Raw genomic sequence first — 16,916 nt, forward strand, 5'->3', positions numbered from 1 at the left:
CCCCCTTATCAAGGGGGTTTTTTTTTATCTCAGTTTTGCAGGGAGCCAGCAGCTCACTATTAGCCCGCCTTCAGGACGATTCTCCAGATGCAGGGTGCCGCGATGGAGTTGCAGAATACGTTGAACGATACTCAGCCCCAGACCACTGCCGCCATAACGTTGATCAATACGGCGGAACGGCTCAGTAATAGACTGTCGATGCGCCTCATCAATACCCGGCCCTTGGTCAAGTACGCTGACTCTCGTCCCGTCGCCCGTCTCTTCTAATTTCACCTCGATTACGGTGCCTTTTGGGCTGTAACGAACAGCGTTCTCCAGCAGATTACGCAGCATCAGGCGCAGCAGGATGGCATCACCCTCGGCCACGAGAGGACTTTGCGGGGGCCAGATAAGCCTGTGCTCTTTAGCATCATGTTCCAGCGCCAAAGGCGCGAATATCGTGTCGCTCCAGCTCAGCGTCTGATAGTGACCACTCGCCATCGCCTGTCCCGCACGGGCCAGCATTAAGAGCTGCTCTACCGTGTGCATCAACTGGTCAATACGTGTAATCAATGGCTCCGCCTGAGGCGTGCCAGACTTCGCCATTAACTCCAGATGCAGACGAATGCCAGCCAGCGGTGTTCGCAGCTCGTGTGCGGCGTCAGCGGTGAATAAGCGCTCTTGCTGCAGAGTATGGTCAAGACGAGCCAGCAGCTGGTTTAGCGTGCGGGTTACGGCACTGATCTCCAGCATGTCGGAATAGACTGGCAGCGGCGTGAGATTGTCGGCAGAACGGTTTGCCAGGCTGGTACGCAACTGATTAAGTGGACGGGTAATCCAGGTGATTGCCCAGAACGAGAAAAGCAGGGTAAAGCCAATCATCACCAGCGAGGGAACCAGCAAAGAAGCGATCGCTTCATGGATCTCCTTCTCAACGTGCTGGTTTCGCGATTTCGCTGACAAGGTTTCATTGACTAAAAAGCCGATCTGCTCCCGGCTTTCATGCCAGAGCCAGACGACGCTAATCAGTTGAAAAAAGAGTAAAATAATAGCAAGCAACACCATCAGCCGACGGCGCATACTGTTCATTTTTGGCTTTCCAGTCGATAGCCGACGCCGCGGACGGTTTTAATACGATCTTTACCGAGTTTGCGTCGCAAATTATGGATATGGACTTCAAGGGTGTTAGATCCGGGATCATCCTGCCAGGAGTAGATATCCTGCTGCAGGGTTTCTCGGTGCACGGTTTGCCCGCTGCGCATAATGAGGCGAGTGAGCAGGGCAAACTCCTTCGGCGTCACCTCAACCGGTAGCGTCTGCTGCAATACCTGCTGCGTTTGCAAATTGAGGGTGAGATCGCCATCGCTCAGCAAATTATCGCTGTGTCCCTGATAGCGACGAATCAGCGCCCGAACGCGAGCTTGCAGCTCTGCCAGGGCAAAAGGCTTAACCAGGTAGTCATCAGCGCCTGAATCAAGCCCATTGATGCGATCCGCCAGCGCATCGCGTGCGGTAAGGATCAGCACGGGATTAGAGATGCCTCGACGACGCCACTGGCTAAGCAGCGTTGCCCCGTCTTTATCCGGCAGACCAAGGTCAAGGATCACCAGACTGTACTCACCACTCTGGATCAAACCATCCGCTTCTGCCGCCGTAGCCGCGCAGTCAAGAGTATAGCCCTCAGCAGTAAGGGCTAGCGCCAGCCCTTCCTGTAACAACATATCATCTTCAACAATAAGCAGTTTCATCGTTAATTATTCTGATAGATGTCTTTATAAAGGCGGCTTTCGAAGCGCACCAGTGGAATACGGCGATTACGTTGATCCGCGGGCTCGACAGCATAACCTGACAGATATTGTACAAACGCCATGCGTTGGCCGCTGGCGGTGGTAATAAACCCGGCAAGGTTATATACCCCCTGCAGCGAACCGGTCTTGGCGGAGACTTTGCCATCGACACCAGCCGCGTGCAGGCCAGCGCGATATTGCAGTGAACCGTCATAACCTGCCAGCGGCAGCATTGAAATGAAGTTTAGCTGAGTGTCGTGCTGGGCAATGTATTGAAGCACCTGCATCATCGTGGCGGGGGAGATGAGGTTATGGCGTGACAGGCCTGAACCATCCACCGCAATGGTATTACCCAGATCGATACCCGCCTGCTGACGCAAAATCTGACGTACCGCATCGGAGCCCGCGCGCCAGGTGCCGGGTACGCCGAAGCGGGCATGGCCAATCATGCGGAATACGGTATCGGCAATCATATTGTCTGACTTTTTCAGCATAATCTTCAGCAGATCATGCAGGGGCGCCGACTGTTTGCTGGCCAGGACGGTTCCCGGTTCGTTAGTCAGCGTCTGGCGCAGCAGTGTTCCGGAATAGCTTATGTTCGCTTGTTTCAGCTCATCTTTCAGAATGGCCCCGGCGTAGCTGGCGCCGTCCTGAATGGCAAACGCCAGCGGCAGCGGATCGGCGCGCTGAGTTAGACACCCTGTAAGCGTAAAGCGATTTAAATCACCGGGCACCACGTCCAGTTCGCAATACTGGGCTTCTGAGGAGCCTTTCGCTAAGGTGCGCACCTGGCTGAACATATTGACTGGGTAATAAGAGGCGACGCGTATAAACGCGAGGTCATTGGCTTTCGGCGCGCTATACAGCGAGACTGAGAAACAGTTGCGATCAACAATCGCGGCGGCAGGAGGGGCGCTGAAGCACTGAGTCATGTCATTCCAGGGCCAACCCGGGGCTTTATCATGACTGGCAAAAATCGAGGTATCTATCAGCACATTGCCTTCGATTCGCTGGACTCCGGCTTTTTTCATCACCGCAACCATATTGCGAATATCCTGACGCTTTAACGTAGGATCGCCGCCAAATCGCGCCGTAAGGTCACCTTTTAGTACACCGCCATCAATGTTACCCTTGCTTTCCAGCGTAGTAGTAAAGCGAAAATCAGGGCCAAGTTGCAGTAGCGCCGCTAGCCCGGTGATGACCTTTTGGGTACTGGCGGGCAACGCCATCTGTTGGCTGTGATACTCTATCTCAGGAGTCTGGGCACCGACCTTCTGCACCATAAGGGCAAGGTTGGCGCCGGCAGGGAGCTGGTTAACGTACTCATCGACATTAGCAGCCTGGGCAGTAAACGCTATACTGGTGGTCAATCCGATGACAAATCTGGAAAATCGCATAATCTCGCGCTAACAAGCTGGAAAGAAGCCGTCATACTAAGGCGCAACGCCCTGCAAAGTAAACGATGACCCATAGTGAACTTCAGGGTAAAATACGTATCAAACTGAAAAATTGCCGCTGACCTGGAACTTCGTTTCCGGGTCAGTTTTCTTTTGCTTCTGCCCCGCTGAACGTCAGGGTGGCAGGGGCCGGAGCAGGTGACGCTGCCCCCAACAGGAATGTTTAAGAGGTATAACAAATGCAAGCTATTCCGATGACCTTACGTGGTGCCGAAAAACTGCGTGAAGAACTGGATTTCCTGAAATCTGTTCGCCGCCCTGAAATCATCGCTGCCATCGCGGATGCCCGCGAGCACGGCGACCTGAAAGAGAATGCTGAGTATCATGCCGCGCGTGAACAGCAGGGCTTCTGTGAAGGTCGCATCAAGGATATCGAAGCAAAACTGTCTAACGCGCAGGTGATTGATATCACAAAAATGCCTAATAACGGCCGCGTGATTTTCGGTTCAACCGTGACGGTGATTAATCTCGACACGGACGAAGAGCAGACTTACCGCATCGTGGGCGATGACGAAGCTGATTTTAAGCAAAATCTGATCTCCGTGAACTCGCCGATTGCGCGTGGACTGGTCGGTAAAGAGCAGGACGATGTGGTCACCATCCGTACCCCGGGTGGCGAAGTGGAGTATGAAATTACAAAGGTTGATTACCTGTAATTCGCATCTCCCGCAAGATGTTGATACATTGTAAAGAAAGGAAAAAGGCCGCATAGCGGCCTTTTATCAACTCAAGGAGCATGGCATTTTGCTCACCTGCTAAAGGAAAACCCCTCGTTTTACACAGAAACTGTGTTCAATTCAGGATAATCTTAGCGTGGCAGCGAGATTTTACGCTCTTTAGATGGGCGGTAGAGCACCAGCGTTTTACCGATGACCTGTACATTACAGGCGCCGGTTTCGCGCACGATGGCTTCCACGATCAAGTTTTTGGTCTCTCTGTCTTCAGAGGCGATTTTCACCTTGATCAGCTCGTGGTGCTCCAGCGCTTGTTCAATCTCGGCCAGTACCCCTTCGGTCAAACCATTGTTGCCAAGCATAACTACAGGCTTGAGCGGATGTGCCAGACCTTTAAGGTGCTGTTTTTGTTTAGTACTCAGATTCATCGTATATTTTTGCTTACGTTGGGATTGAAAACGGTTCATTCTACCGCCATCTCCCATATATCGCCAAATTGCTATGTGGAAATTTACACCACTGGCGACGATGAACCAGGACGGAATGTTAAATGACAGGTAAAAAGCGTTCTGCTAGCTCGAGCCGCTGGCTCCAGGAACACTTTAGCGATAAATATGTTCAACAGGCACAGAAAAAGGGGTTACGTTCCCGTGCCTGGTTTAAACTTGATGAAATACAGCAAAGTGACAAACTTTTTAAACCGGGAATGACGATTGTCGATCTCGGTGCAGCACCAGGCGGATGGTCTCAGTATGCGGTGACGCAAATCGGCGGAACGGGCCGAATCATTGCATGCGATCTTTTACCAATGGATCCTATCGTTGGTGTTGACTTCCTTCAGGGCGACTTTCGTGATGAATTAGTGCTGAAAGCGTTACTTGAGCGTGTAGGTGACAGTAAAGTACAGGTTGTCATGTCTGATATGGCGCCAAATATGTGCGGAACACCGGCGGTGGATATTCCTCGCTCCATGTATCTGGTAGAACTGGCGTTAGAAATGTGTCGTGATGTATTGGCGCCAGGTGGTAGTTTTTTAGTAAAGGTGTTCCAGGGCGAAGGTTTCGAGGAGTATCTAAAGGAAATTCGCTCCCTGTTTACGAAGGTCAAAGTTCGTAAGCCGGACTCTTCTCGTGCGCGTTCACGCGAAGTGTATATTGTAGCGACCGGGCGAAAATGATAGTCGGTGAGTTTCAGACGAAAGTTTGAAATAAATCGGATACAGAGTATCCTGACGCTGTTTTTAACACAGTTGTAATAAGAGGTTAATCCCTTGAGTGACATGGCGAAAAACCTAATACTCTGGCTGGTCATTGCCGTTGTGCTGATGTCAGTATTCCAGAGCTTTGGGCCCAGCGAGTCTAATGGCCGCAAGGTGGATTATTCTACCTTCCTGCAAGAGGTCAACCAGGATCAGGTTCGCGAAGCGCGTATCAACGGACGTGAGATCAACGTTACCAAGAAAGATAGTAACCGTTACACGACTTACATCCCGGTGAACGATCCTAAGCTGCTTGATAACCTTCTGACTAAAAACGTCAAGGTGGTCGGTGAGCCGCCGGAAGAGCCAAGCCTGCTGGCTTCTATCTTCATTTCGTGGTTCCCGATGCTGCTGCTTATCGGCGTCTGGATCTTCTTTATGCGCCAGATGCAGGGCGGCGGTGGCAAAGGCGCCATGTCGTTCGGTAAGAGTAAGGCGCGCATGCTGACGGAAGACCAGATCAAAACCACTTTTGCCGACGTCGCAGGTTGTGACGAAGCAAAAGAAGAGGTGGGTGAGCTGGTTGAATATCTGCGTGAGCCGAGCCGTTTCCAGAAACTGGGCGGTAAGATCCCGAAAGGCGTTCTGATGGTCGGCCCTCCAGGTACCGGTAAAACCCTGCTGGCGAAAGCCATTGCGGGTGAAGCGAAGGTGCCGTTCTTTACCATTTCTGGTTCCGACTTCGTGGAAATGTTCGTGGGTGTGGGTGCATCTCGTGTGCGCGACATGTTCGAACAGGCCAAGAAAGCGGCACCGTGCATCATCTTCATCGATGAAATCGACGCCGTAGGCCGCCAGCGTGGTGCAGGCCTGGGCGGTGGTCACGATGAGCGCGAACAGACCCTTAACCAGATGCTGGTTGAGATGGATGGCTTCGAAGGTAACGAAGGTATTATCGTTATTGCGGCGACTAACCGTCCGGACGTACTTGACCCAGCACTGCTGCGTCCAGGCCGTTTCGACCGTCAGGTTGTGGTCGGTCTGCCGGATGTTCGTGGTCGTGAACAGATTCTGAAAGTACACATGCGTCGCGTTCCGCTGGCGCCAGATATCGATGCGGCAATCATTGCGCGCGGTACGCCGGGCTTCTCCGGTGCTGACCTGGCTAACCTGGTGAACGAAGCGGCTCTGTTTGCGGCTCGCGGTAACAAGCGCGTGGTTTCCATGGTGGAGTTCGAGAAAGCGAAAGACAAAATCATGATGGGTGCGGAACGTCGCTCCATGGTGATGACGGAAGCGCAGAAAGAGTCCACGGCTTATCACGAAGCGGGCCACGCCATTATTGGTCGTCTGGTACCGGAACATGATCCGGTACACAAAGTGACGATTATTCCGCGCGGTCGTGCGCTGGGTGTGACCTTCTTCCTGCCAGAGGGCGACGCGATCAGCGCCAGCCGTCAGAAGCTGGAAAGTCAGATTTCGACCCTCTACGGTGGTCGTCTGGCAGAGGAGATCATCTACGGTGCGGAACATGTTTCTACCGGTGCGTCCAACGATATTAAAGTTGCGACTAACCTGGCGCGTAACATGGTGACCCAATGGGGCTTCTCTGACAAACTCGGTCCTCTGCTGTATGCGGAAGAAGAGGGTGAAGTTTTCCTGGGCCGTTCTGTAGCGAAAGCCAAACATATGTCCGATGAAACAGCACGTATCATCGATCAGGAAGTGAAATCGCTTATCGAGCGTAACTATGCTCGTGCTCGTCAAATCCTGAATGACAATATGGACATCCTGCATGCGATGAAAGATGCGCTCATGAAGTATGAAACCATCGATGCGCCGCAGATCGACGACCTGATGGCTCGCCGTGATGTGCGTCCGCCAGCAGGCTGGGAAGACCCAGGCGCTTCCAACAATTCTGACAACAATGGCACTCCGCGTGCACCGCGTCCGGTCGATGAACCGCGTACGCCAAACCCGGGTAACACCATGTCAGAACAGTTGGGCGACAAATAAGTCACTGCTGTTGATGCGTTTGTCTTAACTTCAAAACCCTGGAGCTTGCTCCGGGGTTTTTCTTTTCCGCTAAACCATACAGTTACCAGGGATTTTTGCCATGAAACTTTTCGCCCAGGATTCGCATCTTGAACTCTCACATCCTCATGTGATGGGTATCCTGAACGTTACCCCTGACTCCTTCTCCGACGGCGGGACGCACAACACGCTTATTGAGGCGGTGAGACACGCGAATTTGATGATCAACGCGGGTGCCACCATTATTGATGTCGGCGGGGAGTCCACGCGCCCGGGGGCGGCGGATGTTTCGGTAGACGAAGAGTTAGCGCGCGTCGTTCCAGTGGTTGAGGCGATTGCTCAACGTTTTGAAGTGTGGATTTCCGTCGACACCTCTAAGCCTGAAGTGATTCGCGAAGTGGCGAGAGTAGGTGCTCACATTATCAATGACATTCGCTCGCTGACCGAGCCGGGCGCGCTTGAGGCGGCAGCAGAAACCGGGCTACCGGTGTGCCTGATGCACATGCAGGGGCAGCCGAAAACGATGCAGGAAGCGCCTAAGTATGCAGATGTCTTTGCCGATGTTAATCGCTTCTTTATTGAGCATATCGCACGCTGTGAGCGTGCAGGCATCCCAAAAGAGAAATTGCTACTCGACCCGGGATTCGGTTTCGGTAAGAATCTCTCCCATAACTACGAACTTCTTGCGCGCTTATCTGAGTTTCACCATTTTGGCCTGCCGCTGCTGGTTGGGATGTCGAGAAAATCAATGATAGGACAGTTGCTGAACGTGGGCCCTTCCGAGCGCCTGAGCGGCAGCCTGGCTTGCGCCGTTATTGCAGCGATGCAGGGAGCTCATATTATTCGCGTCCATGACGTAAAAGAGACTGTTGAAGCCATGCGTGTAGTGGAAGCTACACTGGCAGCGAAGGAAAACAAACGCTATGAGTGAACGTAAATATTTTGGTACCGATGGCATCCGTGGGCGCGTAGGCGATGCACCAATCACCCCTGATTTTGTCCTGAAGCTGGGCTGGGCAGCTGGTAAAGTGCTGGCGCGTCACGGCTCACGCAAAATCATCATTGGCAAAGATACGCGTATCTCCGGTTATATGCTGGAATCGGCATTAGAGGCTGGGCTGGCCGCTGCGGGGCTTTCTGCCTCCTTTACAGGACCGATGCCGACCCCTGCAGTGGCTTATCTCACCCGCACCTTCCGCGCGGAAGCGGGTATTGTTATCTCTGCTTCCCATAACCCGTTTTATGACAACGGCATCAAATTCTTCTCCATCGACGGTACTAAACTGCCGGATGAAGTAGAGGAAGCCATTGAAGCGGAGATGGAAAAAGAGATCACCTGCGTGGATTCTGCTGAGCTGGGTAAAGCGAGCCGCATTGTGGATGCTGCGGGCCGCTACATTGAATTCTGCAAAGGTACCTTCCCTAACGAGCTGAGCCTTAGCCATCTCAAAATCGTTGTCGACTGTGCGAACGGCGCGACCTACCACATTGCACCGAATGTGTTCCGCGAACTGGGCGCGAAAGTGATTACTATCGGCTGTGAACCGGATGGCGTGAACATCAACGAAGGCGTCGGGGCCACCGACGTCCGGGCACTGCAGGCTCGTGTGCTGGCTGAAAAAGCCGATCTGGGGATTGCGCTGGACGGCGACGGCGACCGCGTCATCATGGTCGACCATGAGGGTCACAAGGTCGATGGCGACCAGATCTTGTATATCATTGCGCGTGAAGGGCTGCGCCAGGGACAACTGCGCGGCGGTGCTGTTGGCACGCTGATGAGTAACATGGGTCTGGAACTGGCGCTGAAACAGCTCGGCATTCCGTTTGTCCGCGCGAAAGTGGGCGATCGCTATGTACTGGAAAAATTGCAGGAGAAAGGGTGGCGCATTGGGGCTGAAAACTCCGGTCACGTTATTCTGCTGGATAAAACCACCACGGGCGATGGCATCGTGGCGGGCCTGCAGGTTGTGGCGGCGATGGTACGTAACCATATGTCCCTGTACGACCTCTGCAGCGGCATGAAAATGTTCCCGCAGATTTTGGTCAACGTACGTTTCTCTGCAGGTAGCGGCGATCCGCTGGAAAATGAGAACGTGAAAGCCGTCATGGCCGAGGTTGAAGCTGCGCTGGGCTCACGTGGCCGTGTGTTACTGCGTAAATCTGGTACTGAACCGCTGATCCGCGTGATGGTAGAGGGTGAAGACGAAGCTCAGGTGACTGAATTTGCTCACCGTATCGCCGATGCGGTAAAAGCGGCATAATCATTCAGGTTAAGTGTTTAAAAAGGCGGCGATTGCCGCCTTTAAATTGCGCAGATGTGCGGCTTTTGCTGTTTTTTTCCGCACTTGATACAATGCGCTGAAATTGCCCTTGCGAAGGTCATTCGCTTTGGTTAGTATTCACACCCGCTTCAGTGGGAAAGAGAAATTCCTGCTTATTGGTCGAAGCATTGGTATGCGGCAAATCCGCAAGGAACAGGTTGATTATGTACGAAGCTCTTTTGGTTGTTTTCCTTATTGTGGCCATCGCACTCGTTGCGCTGATTATGCTGCAGCAAGGTAAAGGCGCTGACATGGGAGCCTCCTTCGGAGCAGGCGCTTCCGGTACGCTGTTCGGTTCAAGTGGTTCTGGTAACTTCATGACCCGCGCAACGGCGATTCTGGCGACGCTGTTTTTCATCATCAGCCTGGCGCTTGGCAATATCAACAGCAACAAGACCAGTAAGGGAAGTGAGTGGGAAAACCTGAGCGCGCCGGCGAAATCCGAGCAGACTCAGCCAGCTGCACCGGCTAAGCCGACCAGCGATATCCCGCAGTAAGTAAGTATTCCGTACCGAGGTGGTGGAATTGGTAGACACGCTACCTTGAGGTGGTAGTGCCCTAACGGGCTTGTGGGTTCGAGTCCCATCCTCGGTACCAATATTCCGAAAGAAAGACGCTGAAAAGCGTCTTTTTTTTCGTCGGTCCTTTATCACCTGACAGTGACGATAATGGGTTAGATACTATCGACGCGCCCCGTTAAAGGGCAAAAAAAAGCGCCTGGCAGGCGCTTTTTGTCTTTCGGATTAACGATTACGGCTTATCGTTATGATCCTGATTCTCAACCTGCGGCAAACCATTTCCACCGGATACCGAGAGCAGACCGTTCTCAGTATAGGTGAACAGCTTGGCACGGGTATCGGTGATATCCAGATTACGCATAGTCAGCTGGCCGATACGATCGTCCGGAGAGAAGACTGAATCGCCTTTCTCCATGGTCAGACGTTCTGCCTGGTAGGTCAGGTTGTCAGAGACCGTGTTAAGGATGGAGTAGTCATTACCGCGACGCAGCTCCAGCGTCACTTCGCCCGTGATGGCGCTTGCCACCCAGCGCTGCAACGCATCACGCAGCATCAGTGCCTGCGGGTCGAACCAGCGGCCCTGATACAGAAGTTTACCTAACTGACGACCATGAGAGTGATACTGCTCGATGGTATCTTCGTTGTGAATACCGGTCAGCAGACGTTCATAGGCAATGTGCAGCAGCGCCATCCCCGGAGCTTCATAGATGCCACGGCTTTTCGCTTCGATAATACGGTTCTCAATCTGGTCGCTCATGCCCAGACCGTGACGTCCGCCGATACGGTTCGCTTCCATCATCAGCTCGACATCGTCAGAGAAGGTTTTGCCGTTCAGGGCAACCGGATGGCCGCGCTCGAAACGTACTGTCACTTCTTCGGCCTGGATTTTGACGTTTTCGTCCCAGAACTTAACGCCCATGATCGGGTTAACGATCTTCACGCTGGAGTTCAGGTACTCCAGGTCTTTCGCTTCGTGCGTCGCACCCAGCATGTTGGAGTCAGTTGAGTAAGCTTTCTCGACGGACATCTTATAATCGAAGCCGCAGGCAATCATAAATTCAGACATTTCATGACGACCACCCAGCTCATCGATGAAATCGGTATCCAGCCAGGGTTTGTAGATCTGCAGTTCAGCGTTGGTCAGCAGGCCATAGCGATAGAAACGCTCAATGTCGTTGCCTTTATAGGTGCTGCCGTCGCCCCAGATATTGACGCCGTCTTCTTTCATCGCAGCAACCAGCATAGTACCGGTCACGGCGCGACCCAGAGGCGTGGTATTGAAATAAGTCAAACCGCCGGTAGTGTTATGAAACGCGCCACACTGAATGGCTGCGATACCTTCAGCAACCAGTTGCTTACGGCAGTCAATCAGACGGGCGTTCTCTGCACCATACTCCATGGCGCGACGCGGGATGGCTTCATAATCGTCCTCATCCGGCTGACCCAGGTTCGCAGTATATGCATAAGGAACCGCTCCCTTTTGGCGCATCCACAGCAGTGCAGCGCTGGTATCCAGGCCGCCCGAAAAAGCGATGCCAATACGTTGTCCTTGCGGAAGATGCTTGAGAATCGTCGTCATAAAATAAAACCCTGCTTGATTGACTGATGAGTTATCCTTTTCACCTGAATTGCATTTTTATGCAAAATAAGTGAGTTTTCATTTAATCATCTTTTGACGATGACCGGAAGACATTCGTGTACTTTTTGTAAAAATATCTTAGCCTTTCCACTGTCGGTTACAGGGTTGACAGCCAACCCATACTATCAATATACTAAACGCCGATTTTACGTCCCGTCCTCGGTACCAAATCCCAGCATTATTTGCATTTTTTACCCAAAACGAGTAGAATTTGCCACGTTTCAGGCGCGGGGTGGAGCAGCCTGGTAGCTCGTCGGGCTCATAACCCGAAGGTCGTCGGTTCAAATCCGGCCCCCGCAACCACTTTCCCATTAAGTTCTTTTTCAAATATACTGTGAAGACTCAGAGCCTTCGTAGCTGGATTTGAAAGAATTCTTTCGGAGAGTGCTCCAGGCCGCAGTTGCGGCTATAGGGTTCAGTTATCTAAAGCCCCGATTTATCGGGGTTTTTTGTTATCTGACTACAGAATAACTGGGCTTTATGCCCTTTTTTTATGTCTTGGGGGTGGGCTTGTCCACATTAGAGCAAAAATTAACAGAGATGATTACAGCACCGGTCGAAGCACTGGGCTACGAACTGGTCGGCATCGAATTCGTTCGCGGCCGTACATCGACGCTGCGCATCTATATTGATAGTGAAGATGGCATCAATGTTGACGATTGTGCTGATGTCAGCCACCAGGTGAGTGCGGTTCTTGACGTTGAAGACCCGATTACTGTTGCATACAACCTGGAAGTTTCCTCACCTGGCCTCGATCGTCCAATGTTCACGGCCGAGCACTATGTGCGTTTTACCGGTGAAGAAGTGGCTCTCGTTCTGCGTATGGCTGTACAGAACCGCCGTAAATGGCAGGGCGTTATCAAAGCCGTTGATGGTGAAATGATCACGGTGACAGTCGAAGGCAAAGATGAAGTGTTCGCGCTGAGTAATATCCAGAAGGCGAACCTGGTTCCCCACTTTTAACAGTCTGGATTGAGGTGAAAAGCCCGCGATGAACAAAGAAATTTTGGCTGTTGTTGAAGCCGTTTCCAATGAGAAAGCGCTGCCGCGTGAGAAGATTTTCGAAGCGCTGGAAAGTGCACTGGCTACAGCAACCAAGAAAAAATACGAGCAAGAGATCGATGTTCGCGTTGAAATCGATCGCAGAAGCGGTGACTTCGACACGTTCCGCCGTTGGGTGATCGTGGAAGAAGTGACTCAGCCGACTAAAGAGATCACGCTGGAAGCAGCACGTTTCGAAGATGAAAGCCTGAATGTTGGCGAGTATGTTGAAGATCAGATTGAATCTGTGACCTTCGACCGTATCACTACCCAGACGGCGAAGCAGGTTATCGTGCAGAAAGTACGTGAAGCCGAGCGCGCTATGGTGGTTGATCAGTTCCGCGATCAGGAAGGTGAAATCGTTACTGGCGTGGTGAAGAAAGTTAACCGCGACAACATTTCCCTGGAAATCAAATCTGAAGGCATGGCGGGTAACGCTGAAGCCGTCATCCTGCGTGAAGACATGCTCCCGCGTGAAAACTTCCGTCCGGGTGACCGTATCCGTGGCGTACTTTACGCTGTGCGTCCAGAAGCACGCGGTGCCCAGCTGTTCGTGACGCGTTCTAAACCAGAAATGCTGGTTGAACTGTTCCGCATTGAAGTGCCGGAAATCGGCGAAGAAGTTATCGAAATCAAAGCGGCCGCTCGCGATCCTGGTTCCCGTGCGAAAATCGCGGTAAAAACCAACGACAAGCGTATCGATCCGGTTGGCGCATGCGTAGGTATGCGTGGTGCTCGCGTGCAGGCGGTCTCGACCGAACTGGGCGGCGAACGTATCGATATCGTTCTGTGGGACGACAACCCGGCGCAATTCGTGATCAACGCGATGGCGCCGGCTGACGTAGCTTCCATTGTTGTGGACGAAGATAAGCACACCATGGATATCGCTGTTGAAGCGGGTAACCTGGCGCAGGCGATTGGCCGTAACGGTCAAAACGTGCGTCTGGCGTCTCAGCTGAGCGGCTGGGAACTCAACGTAATGACCGTTGATGACCTGCAGGCTAAGCATCAGGCTGAAGCCCACGCGGCGATCGATACCTTCACTAAGTACCTGGACATTGACGAAGATTTCGCCACTGTACTGGTTGAAGAAGGCTTCTCTACGCTGGAAGAACTGGCCTATGTGCCAATGAAAGAGCTGCTGGAAATTGACGGTCTGGATGAGCCAACCGTTGAAGCCCTGCGTGAACGCGCTAAAAACGCACTGACCACCCTGGCACTGGCTCAGGAAGAAAGCCTTGGTGATAAGAAGCCGGCTGATGACCTGCTGAATCTGGAAGGTCTTGATCGTGCGATTGCGTTCAAGCTGGCTGCCCGTGGTGTTTGTACGCTGGAAGATCTCGCTGAACAAGGCGTTGATGACCTGGCCGATATCGAAGGTTTAACCGACGAGAAAGCCGGCGAACTCATCATGGCCGCACGTAATATTTGCTGGTTTGGCGACGAAGCGTAATAAACTGTAGCAGGAAGGAACAGCATGACTGATGTAACTGTAAAAACGCTGGCTGCCGAGATTCAGACCTCCGTGGATCGCCTGGTACAGCAATTTGCTGATGCAGGGATCCCGAAGTCCGCTGATGATTCGGTAACCGCGCAAGAGAAACAAACCTTGTTAGCGCACCTGAACCGTGAACATGGTTCTACGCCTGACAAGTTAACGTTGCAGCGCAAAACGCGCAGTACGTTGAATATCCCTGGTACCGGTGGTAAAAGCAAATCGGTACAAATCGAAGTCCGCAAGACGCGCACCTTTGTAAAACGTGATCCGCAAGAGGCAGAGCGCCTTGCTGCGGAAGAGCAGGCACAGCGTGAAGCGGAAGAACAAGCTCAGCGTGAGGCAGAAGCAACTGCCAAACGTGAAGCAGAATTAAAAGCTGAACGTGAGGCCGCAGAAAAAGCGAAACGCGACGCCAGTGATAAAGCGAAGCGTGAAGCTGCGGAAAAAGACAAAGTGAGCAATCAACAGACTGACGAAATGACCAAAACAGCCCAGACGGAAAAAGCCCGTCGTGAAAATGAAGCAGCTGAACTGAAGCGTAAAGCGGAAGAAGAAGCTCGCCGTAAGCTGGAAGAAGACGCACGTCGTGTTGCTGAAGAAGCGCGCCGTATGGCAGAAGAAAACGAGAAAAACGGCGTGAATACCGCTGAACAGACTGAAGACACCAGCGATTATCACGTAACCACTTCCCAGCATGCACGCCAGGCAGAAGACGAAAACGACCGTGAAGTTGAAGGTGGTCGTGGCCGTACCCGCACCGCGTCTAAGACTGCCCGTCCTCAGAAGAAAGGCAACAAGCACGCTGAATCCAAAGCCGATCGCGAAGAAGCGCGTGCAGCGGGTCGCGGTGGGAAAGGCGGTAAGCGTAAAGGTTCCGCTCTGCAGCAGGGCTTCCAGAAGCCAGCGCAGGCTGTTAACCGTGACGTTATCATTGGCGAAACCATCACCGTTGGCGATCTGGCGAACAAGATGGCCGTGAAAGGCTCTCAGGTCATCAAAGCGATGATGAAGCTGGGCGCGATGGCGACCATCAACCAGGTTATCGATCAGGAAACCGCACAGCTGGTTGCCGAAGAGATGGGCCACAAAGTTATCCTGCGTCGTGAAAACGAGCTGGAAGAAGCAGTAATGAGCGACCGTGACACTGGCGCTGCGGCTGAACCGCGTGCACCGGTTGTGACCATCATGGGTCACGTTGACCACGGTAAAACCTCTCTGCTCGACTACATTCGTTCTACTAAGGTTGCCTCCGGCGAAGCGGGTGGTATTACCCAGCACATCGGTGCTTACCACGTAGAAACCGATAACGGCATGATCACCTTCCTGGATACCCCGGGCCACGCCGCCTTTACCTCAATGCGTGCTCGTGGTGCGCAGGCAACGGATATCGTGGTACTGGTTGTTGCAGCCGACGACGGCGTGATGCCACAGACCATCGAAGCTATCCAGCACGCGAAAGCGGCGCAGGTGCCACTGGTTGTTGCAGTCAACAAAATCGACAAACCAGAAGCTGACATGGACCGCGTTAAAAACGAACTCTCTCAGTACGGCGTTATGCCGGAAGAGTGGGGCGGTGAAGCACAGTTCATCCCTGTATCTGCAAAAGCGGGTACCGGTATCGACGACCTGCTGAACGCTATCCTGCTGCAGGCTGAAGTTCTGGAGCTGAAAGCGGTTCGTAAAGGTATGGCGAGCGGCGCGGTTATCGAGTCCTTCCTGGATAAAGGTCGTGGCCCGGTTGCAACCGTACTGGTACGCGAAGGTACCCTGAATAAAGGTGACATCGTACTGTGTGGCTTCGAGTATGGCCGTGTTCGTGCAATGCGTGACGAACTGGGCCAGGAAGTGATGGAAGCAGGTCCGTCCATTCCGGTGGAAATCCTGGGTCTGTCCGGCGTGCCGGCTGCGGGTGACGAAGTGACCGTAGTTCGTGACGAGAAGAAAGCACGTGAAGTTGCGCTGTATCGTCAGGGCAAATTCCGTGAAGTTAAACTGGCTCGTCAGCAGAAATCTAAACTCGAGAACATGTTTGCCAACATGACCGAAGGCGAAGTTCACGAAGTGAACGTGGTTCTGAAAGCCGACGTTCAGGGTTCTGTGGAAGCGATCTCCGACTCCTTGCTGAAACTGTCTACCGACGAAGTGAAAGTGAAGATCATCGGTTCAGGCGTAGGTGGTATCACCGAAACCGACGCGACCCTGGCTGCTGCTTCCAACGCTATCCTGGTTGGCTTCAACGTTCGTGCTGATGCGTCCGCGCGTAAAGTTATTGATGCTGAAAGCCTGGATCTGCGTTACTACTCCGTCATCTATCATCTGATCGACGAAGTGAAAGCAGCGATGAGCGGTATGCTCTCTCCTGAGCTGAAACAGCAGATCATCGGTCTGGCTGAAGTCCGTGACGTGTTCAAATCACCGAAGTTTGGTGCTATCGCGGGCTGTATGGTTACTGAAGGTACCATCAAACGTCACAACCCAATCCGCGTACTGCGTGACAACGTGGTTATCTACGAAGGCGAGCTGGAATCTCTGCGCCGCTTCAAAGATGACGTTAACGAAGTCCGTAACGGTATGGAATGTGGTATCGGCGTGAAGAACTACAACGATGTTCGCGTTGGCGACATGATCGAAGTGTTCGAGATCATCGAAATTCAGCGTACCATCGCGTAATCGTCGTCGGCTTTTGGGCCGCCACTGTGTTGGCGGCAAACCAAAATCCTTAGATGGTTAATTCGCGTAGGCCGGGTAAGCGAAGCGCCACCCGGCAATA

The 16,916-nt window shown here is 52.8% G+C and carries 14 protein-coding genes and 2 tRNA genes; 11 read left to right on the forward strand and 5 right to left on the reverse strand.

The genetic code is table 11. The annotated features are described in order from the left end of the window. Positions 1-24: 24 nt before the first annotated feature. Genes pmrB through dacB form a run of 3 tightly spaced genes read right to left on the reverse strand, consistent with a single transcriptional unit; the run spans position 25 to position 3,163 of the window. A complete protein-coding gene (pmrB, locus tag B2Q93_RS04925) occupies positions 25-1,068 on the reverse strand; it encodes a two-component system sensor histidine kinase PmrB (RefSeq protein WP_046885781.1) in 1,044 nt (347 codons plus the stop codon). After that, positions 1,065-1,727 (reverse strand): two-component system response regulator PmrA, encoded by a 663-nt coding sequence (gene pmrA, locus B2Q93_RS04930; RefSeq protein WP_046885782.1) that lies wholly within the window; start codon positions 1,725-1,727, stop codon positions 1,065-1,067. The genes pmrB and pmrA overlap by 4 nt, the downstream gene beginning before the upstream one ends. Before the next feature lie 2 nt (positions 1,728-1,729). Further along, positions 1,730-3,163, reverse strand: a complete 1,434-nt coding sequence (dacB, locus tag B2Q93_RS04935) for a serine-type D-Ala-D-Ala carboxypeptidase (RefSeq protein WP_286932037.1) — start codon at positions 3,161-3,163, stop codon at positions 1,730-1,732. A 239-nt stretch (positions 3,164-3,402) separates the two neighbouring features. Here dacB and greA point away from each other — a divergent pair, with 239 nt between their 5' ends. Next, positions 3,403-3,879, forward strand: coding sequence for a transcription elongation factor GreA (gene greA, locus B2Q93_RS04940; RefSeq protein WP_046885784.1), 477 nt, complete (start codon positions 3,403-3,405; stop codon positions 3,877-3,879). 152 nt (positions 3,880-4,031) lie between these two features. Here greA and yhbY read toward each other — a convergent pair whose 3' ends face one another. Next, complete coding sequence (yhbY, locus tag B2Q93_RS04945) at positions 4,032-4,325, reverse strand: ribosome assembly RNA-binding protein YhbY (RefSeq protein WP_040078387.1); 294 nt, start codon at positions 4,323-4,325, stop codon at positions 4,032-4,034. Positions 4,326-4,447: 122 nt separating this feature from the next. Here yhbY and rlmE point away from each other — a divergent pair, with 122 nt between their 5' ends. The 6 genes from rlmE (at position 4,448) to B2Q93_RS04975 (ending at position 10,047) form a co-directional block, all read left to right on the forward strand. Then, on the forward strand, positions 4,448-5,074 hold the full coding sequence (gene rlmE, locus B2Q93_RS04950; RefSeq protein WP_039031646.1) for a 23S rRNA (uridine(2552)-2'-O)-methyltransferase RlmE: 627 nt from the start codon (positions 4,448-4,450) through the stop codon (positions 5,072-5,074). A gap of 102 nt (positions 5,075-5,176) precedes the next feature. Then, positions 5,177-7,111 carry an ATP-dependent zinc metalloprotease FtsH gene (ftsH, locus tag B2Q93_RS04955; protein ID WP_046885785.1) on the forward strand — a complete coding sequence of 645 codons (1,935 nt, stop codon included), beginning with the start codon at positions 5,177-5,179 and terminating at the stop codon, positions 7,109-7,111. Positions 7,112-7,211: 100 nt separating this feature from the next. After that, positions 7,212-8,060 carry a dihydropteroate synthase gene (gene folP, locus B2Q93_RS04960; protein WP_046885786.1) on the forward strand — a complete coding sequence of 283 codons (849 nt, stop codon included), beginning with the start codon at positions 7,212-7,214 and terminating at the stop codon, positions 8,058-8,060. Beyond that, on the forward strand, positions 8,053-9,390 hold the full coding sequence (glmM, locus tag B2Q93_RS04965) for a phosphoglucosamine mutase (RefSeq protein ID WP_286932040.1): 1,338 nt from the start codon (positions 8,053-8,055) through the stop codon (positions 9,388-9,390). Before folP ends, glmM begins: the two co-directional genes overlap by 8 nt. 224 nt (positions 9,391-9,614) lie before the next feature. After that, positions 9,615-9,947 (forward strand): preprotein translocase subunit SecG, encoded by a 333-nt coding sequence (gene secG, locus B2Q93_RS04970; RefSeq protein ID WP_032614427.1) that lies wholly within the window; start codon positions 9,615-9,617, stop codon positions 9,945-9,947. A 13-nt stretch (positions 9,948-9,960) separates the two neighbouring features. Continuing rightward, positions 9,961-10,047, forward strand: a tRNA-Leu gene (locus B2Q93_RS04975). Positions 10,048-10,200: 153 nt separating this feature from the next. Here B2Q93_RS04975 and argG read toward each other — a convergent pair. Continuing rightward, complete coding sequence (gene argG, locus B2Q93_RS04980) at positions 10,201-11,547, reverse strand: argininosuccinate synthase (protein WP_046885788.1); 1,347 nt, start codon at positions 11,545-11,547, stop codon at positions 10,201-10,203. Positions 11,548-11,833: 286 nt separating this feature from the next. On the opposite strand from argG, the gene B2Q93_RS04985 reads away from it, so the two are divergent. From B2Q93_RS04985 to infB, 4 genes are all read left to right on the forward strand, one after another. Continuing rightward, positions 11,834-11,910 (forward strand) — tRNA-Met (locus tag B2Q93_RS04985). Positions 11,911-12,117: 207 nt separating this feature from the next. After that, positions 12,118-12,570: a ribosome maturation factor RimP gene (rimP, locus tag B2Q93_RS04990; RefSeq protein WP_040078388.1), complete on the forward strand. Its 453-nt coding sequence runs from the start codon at positions 12,118-12,120 to the stop codon at positions 12,568-12,570. A gap of 28 nt (positions 12,571-12,598) precedes the next feature. Further along, positions 12,599-14,101, forward strand: coding sequence for a transcription termination factor NusA (gene nusA, locus B2Q93_RS04995; protein WP_040073894.1), 1,503 nt, complete (start codon positions 12,599-12,601; stop codon positions 14,099-14,101). Between the two features lie 24 nt (positions 14,102-14,125). After that, positions 14,126-16,816: a translation initiation factor IF-2 gene (gene infB / locus B2Q93_RS05000; protein ID WP_040073895.1), complete on the forward strand. Its 2,691-nt coding sequence runs from the start codon at positions 14,126-14,128 to the stop codon at positions 16,814-16,816. Positions 16,817-16,916: the final 100 nt, after the last annotated feature.

Source organism: Leclercia sp. UBA5958 (assembly GCF_002430365.1).
GTDB classification, from domain to species: domain Bacteria; phylum Pseudomonadota; class Gammaproteobacteria; order Enterobacterales; family Enterobacteriaceae; genus Enterobacter; species Enterobacter pneumoniae.

Excerpts from the sequence above, each read along its gene's own strand:
- dacB (WP_286932037.1), bottom strand. The coding sequence starts at position 3,163 with ATGCGATTTTCCAGATTTGTCATCGGATTGACCACCAGTATAGCGTTT.
- pmrB (WP_046885781.1), bottom strand. The coding sequence starts at position 1,068 with ATGAACAGTATGCGCCGTCGGCTGATGGTGTTGCTTGCTATTATTTTA.
- ftsH (WP_046885785.1), top strand. The coding sequence starts at position 5,177 with ATGGCGAAAAACCTAATACTCTGGCTGGTCATTGCCGTTGTGCTGATG.
- folP (WP_046885786.1), top strand. The coding sequence starts at position 7,212 with ATGAAACTTTTCGCCCAGGATTCGCATCTTGAACTCTCACATCCTCAT.
- yhbY (WP_040078387.1), bottom strand. The coding sequence starts at position 4,325 with ATGAATCTGAGTACTAAACAAAAACAGCACCTTAAAGGTCTGGCACAT.
- glmM (WP_286932040.1), top strand. The coding sequence starts at position 8,053 with ATGAGTGAACGTAAATATTTTGGTACCGATGGCATCCGTGGGCGCGTA.
- greA (WP_046885784.1), top strand. The coding sequence starts at position 3,403 with ATGCAAGCTATTCCGATGACCTTACGTGGTGCCGAAAAACTGCGTGAA.
- argG (WP_046885788.1), bottom strand. The coding sequence starts at position 11,547 with ATGACGACGATTCTCAAGCATCTTCCGCAAGGACAACGTATTGGCATC.
- infB (WP_040073895.1), top strand. The coding sequence starts at position 14,126 with ATGACTGATGTAACTGTAAAAACGCTGGCTGCCGAGATTCAGACCTCC.
- pmrA (WP_046885782.1), bottom strand. The coding sequence starts at position 1,727 with ATGAAACTGCTTATTGTTGAAGATGATATGTTGTTACAGGAAGGGCTG.
- nusA (WP_040073894.1), top strand. The coding sequence starts at position 12,599 with ATGAACAAAGAAATTTTGGCTGTTGTTGAAGCCGTTTCCAATGAGAAA.
- secG (WP_032614427.1), top strand. The coding sequence starts at position 9,615 with ATGTACGAAGCTCTTTTGGTTGTTTTCCTTATTGTGGCCATCGCACTC.
- rlmE (WP_039031646.1), top strand. The coding sequence starts at position 4,448 with ATGACAGGTAAAAAGCGTTCTGCTAGCTCGAGCCGCTGGCTCCAGGAA.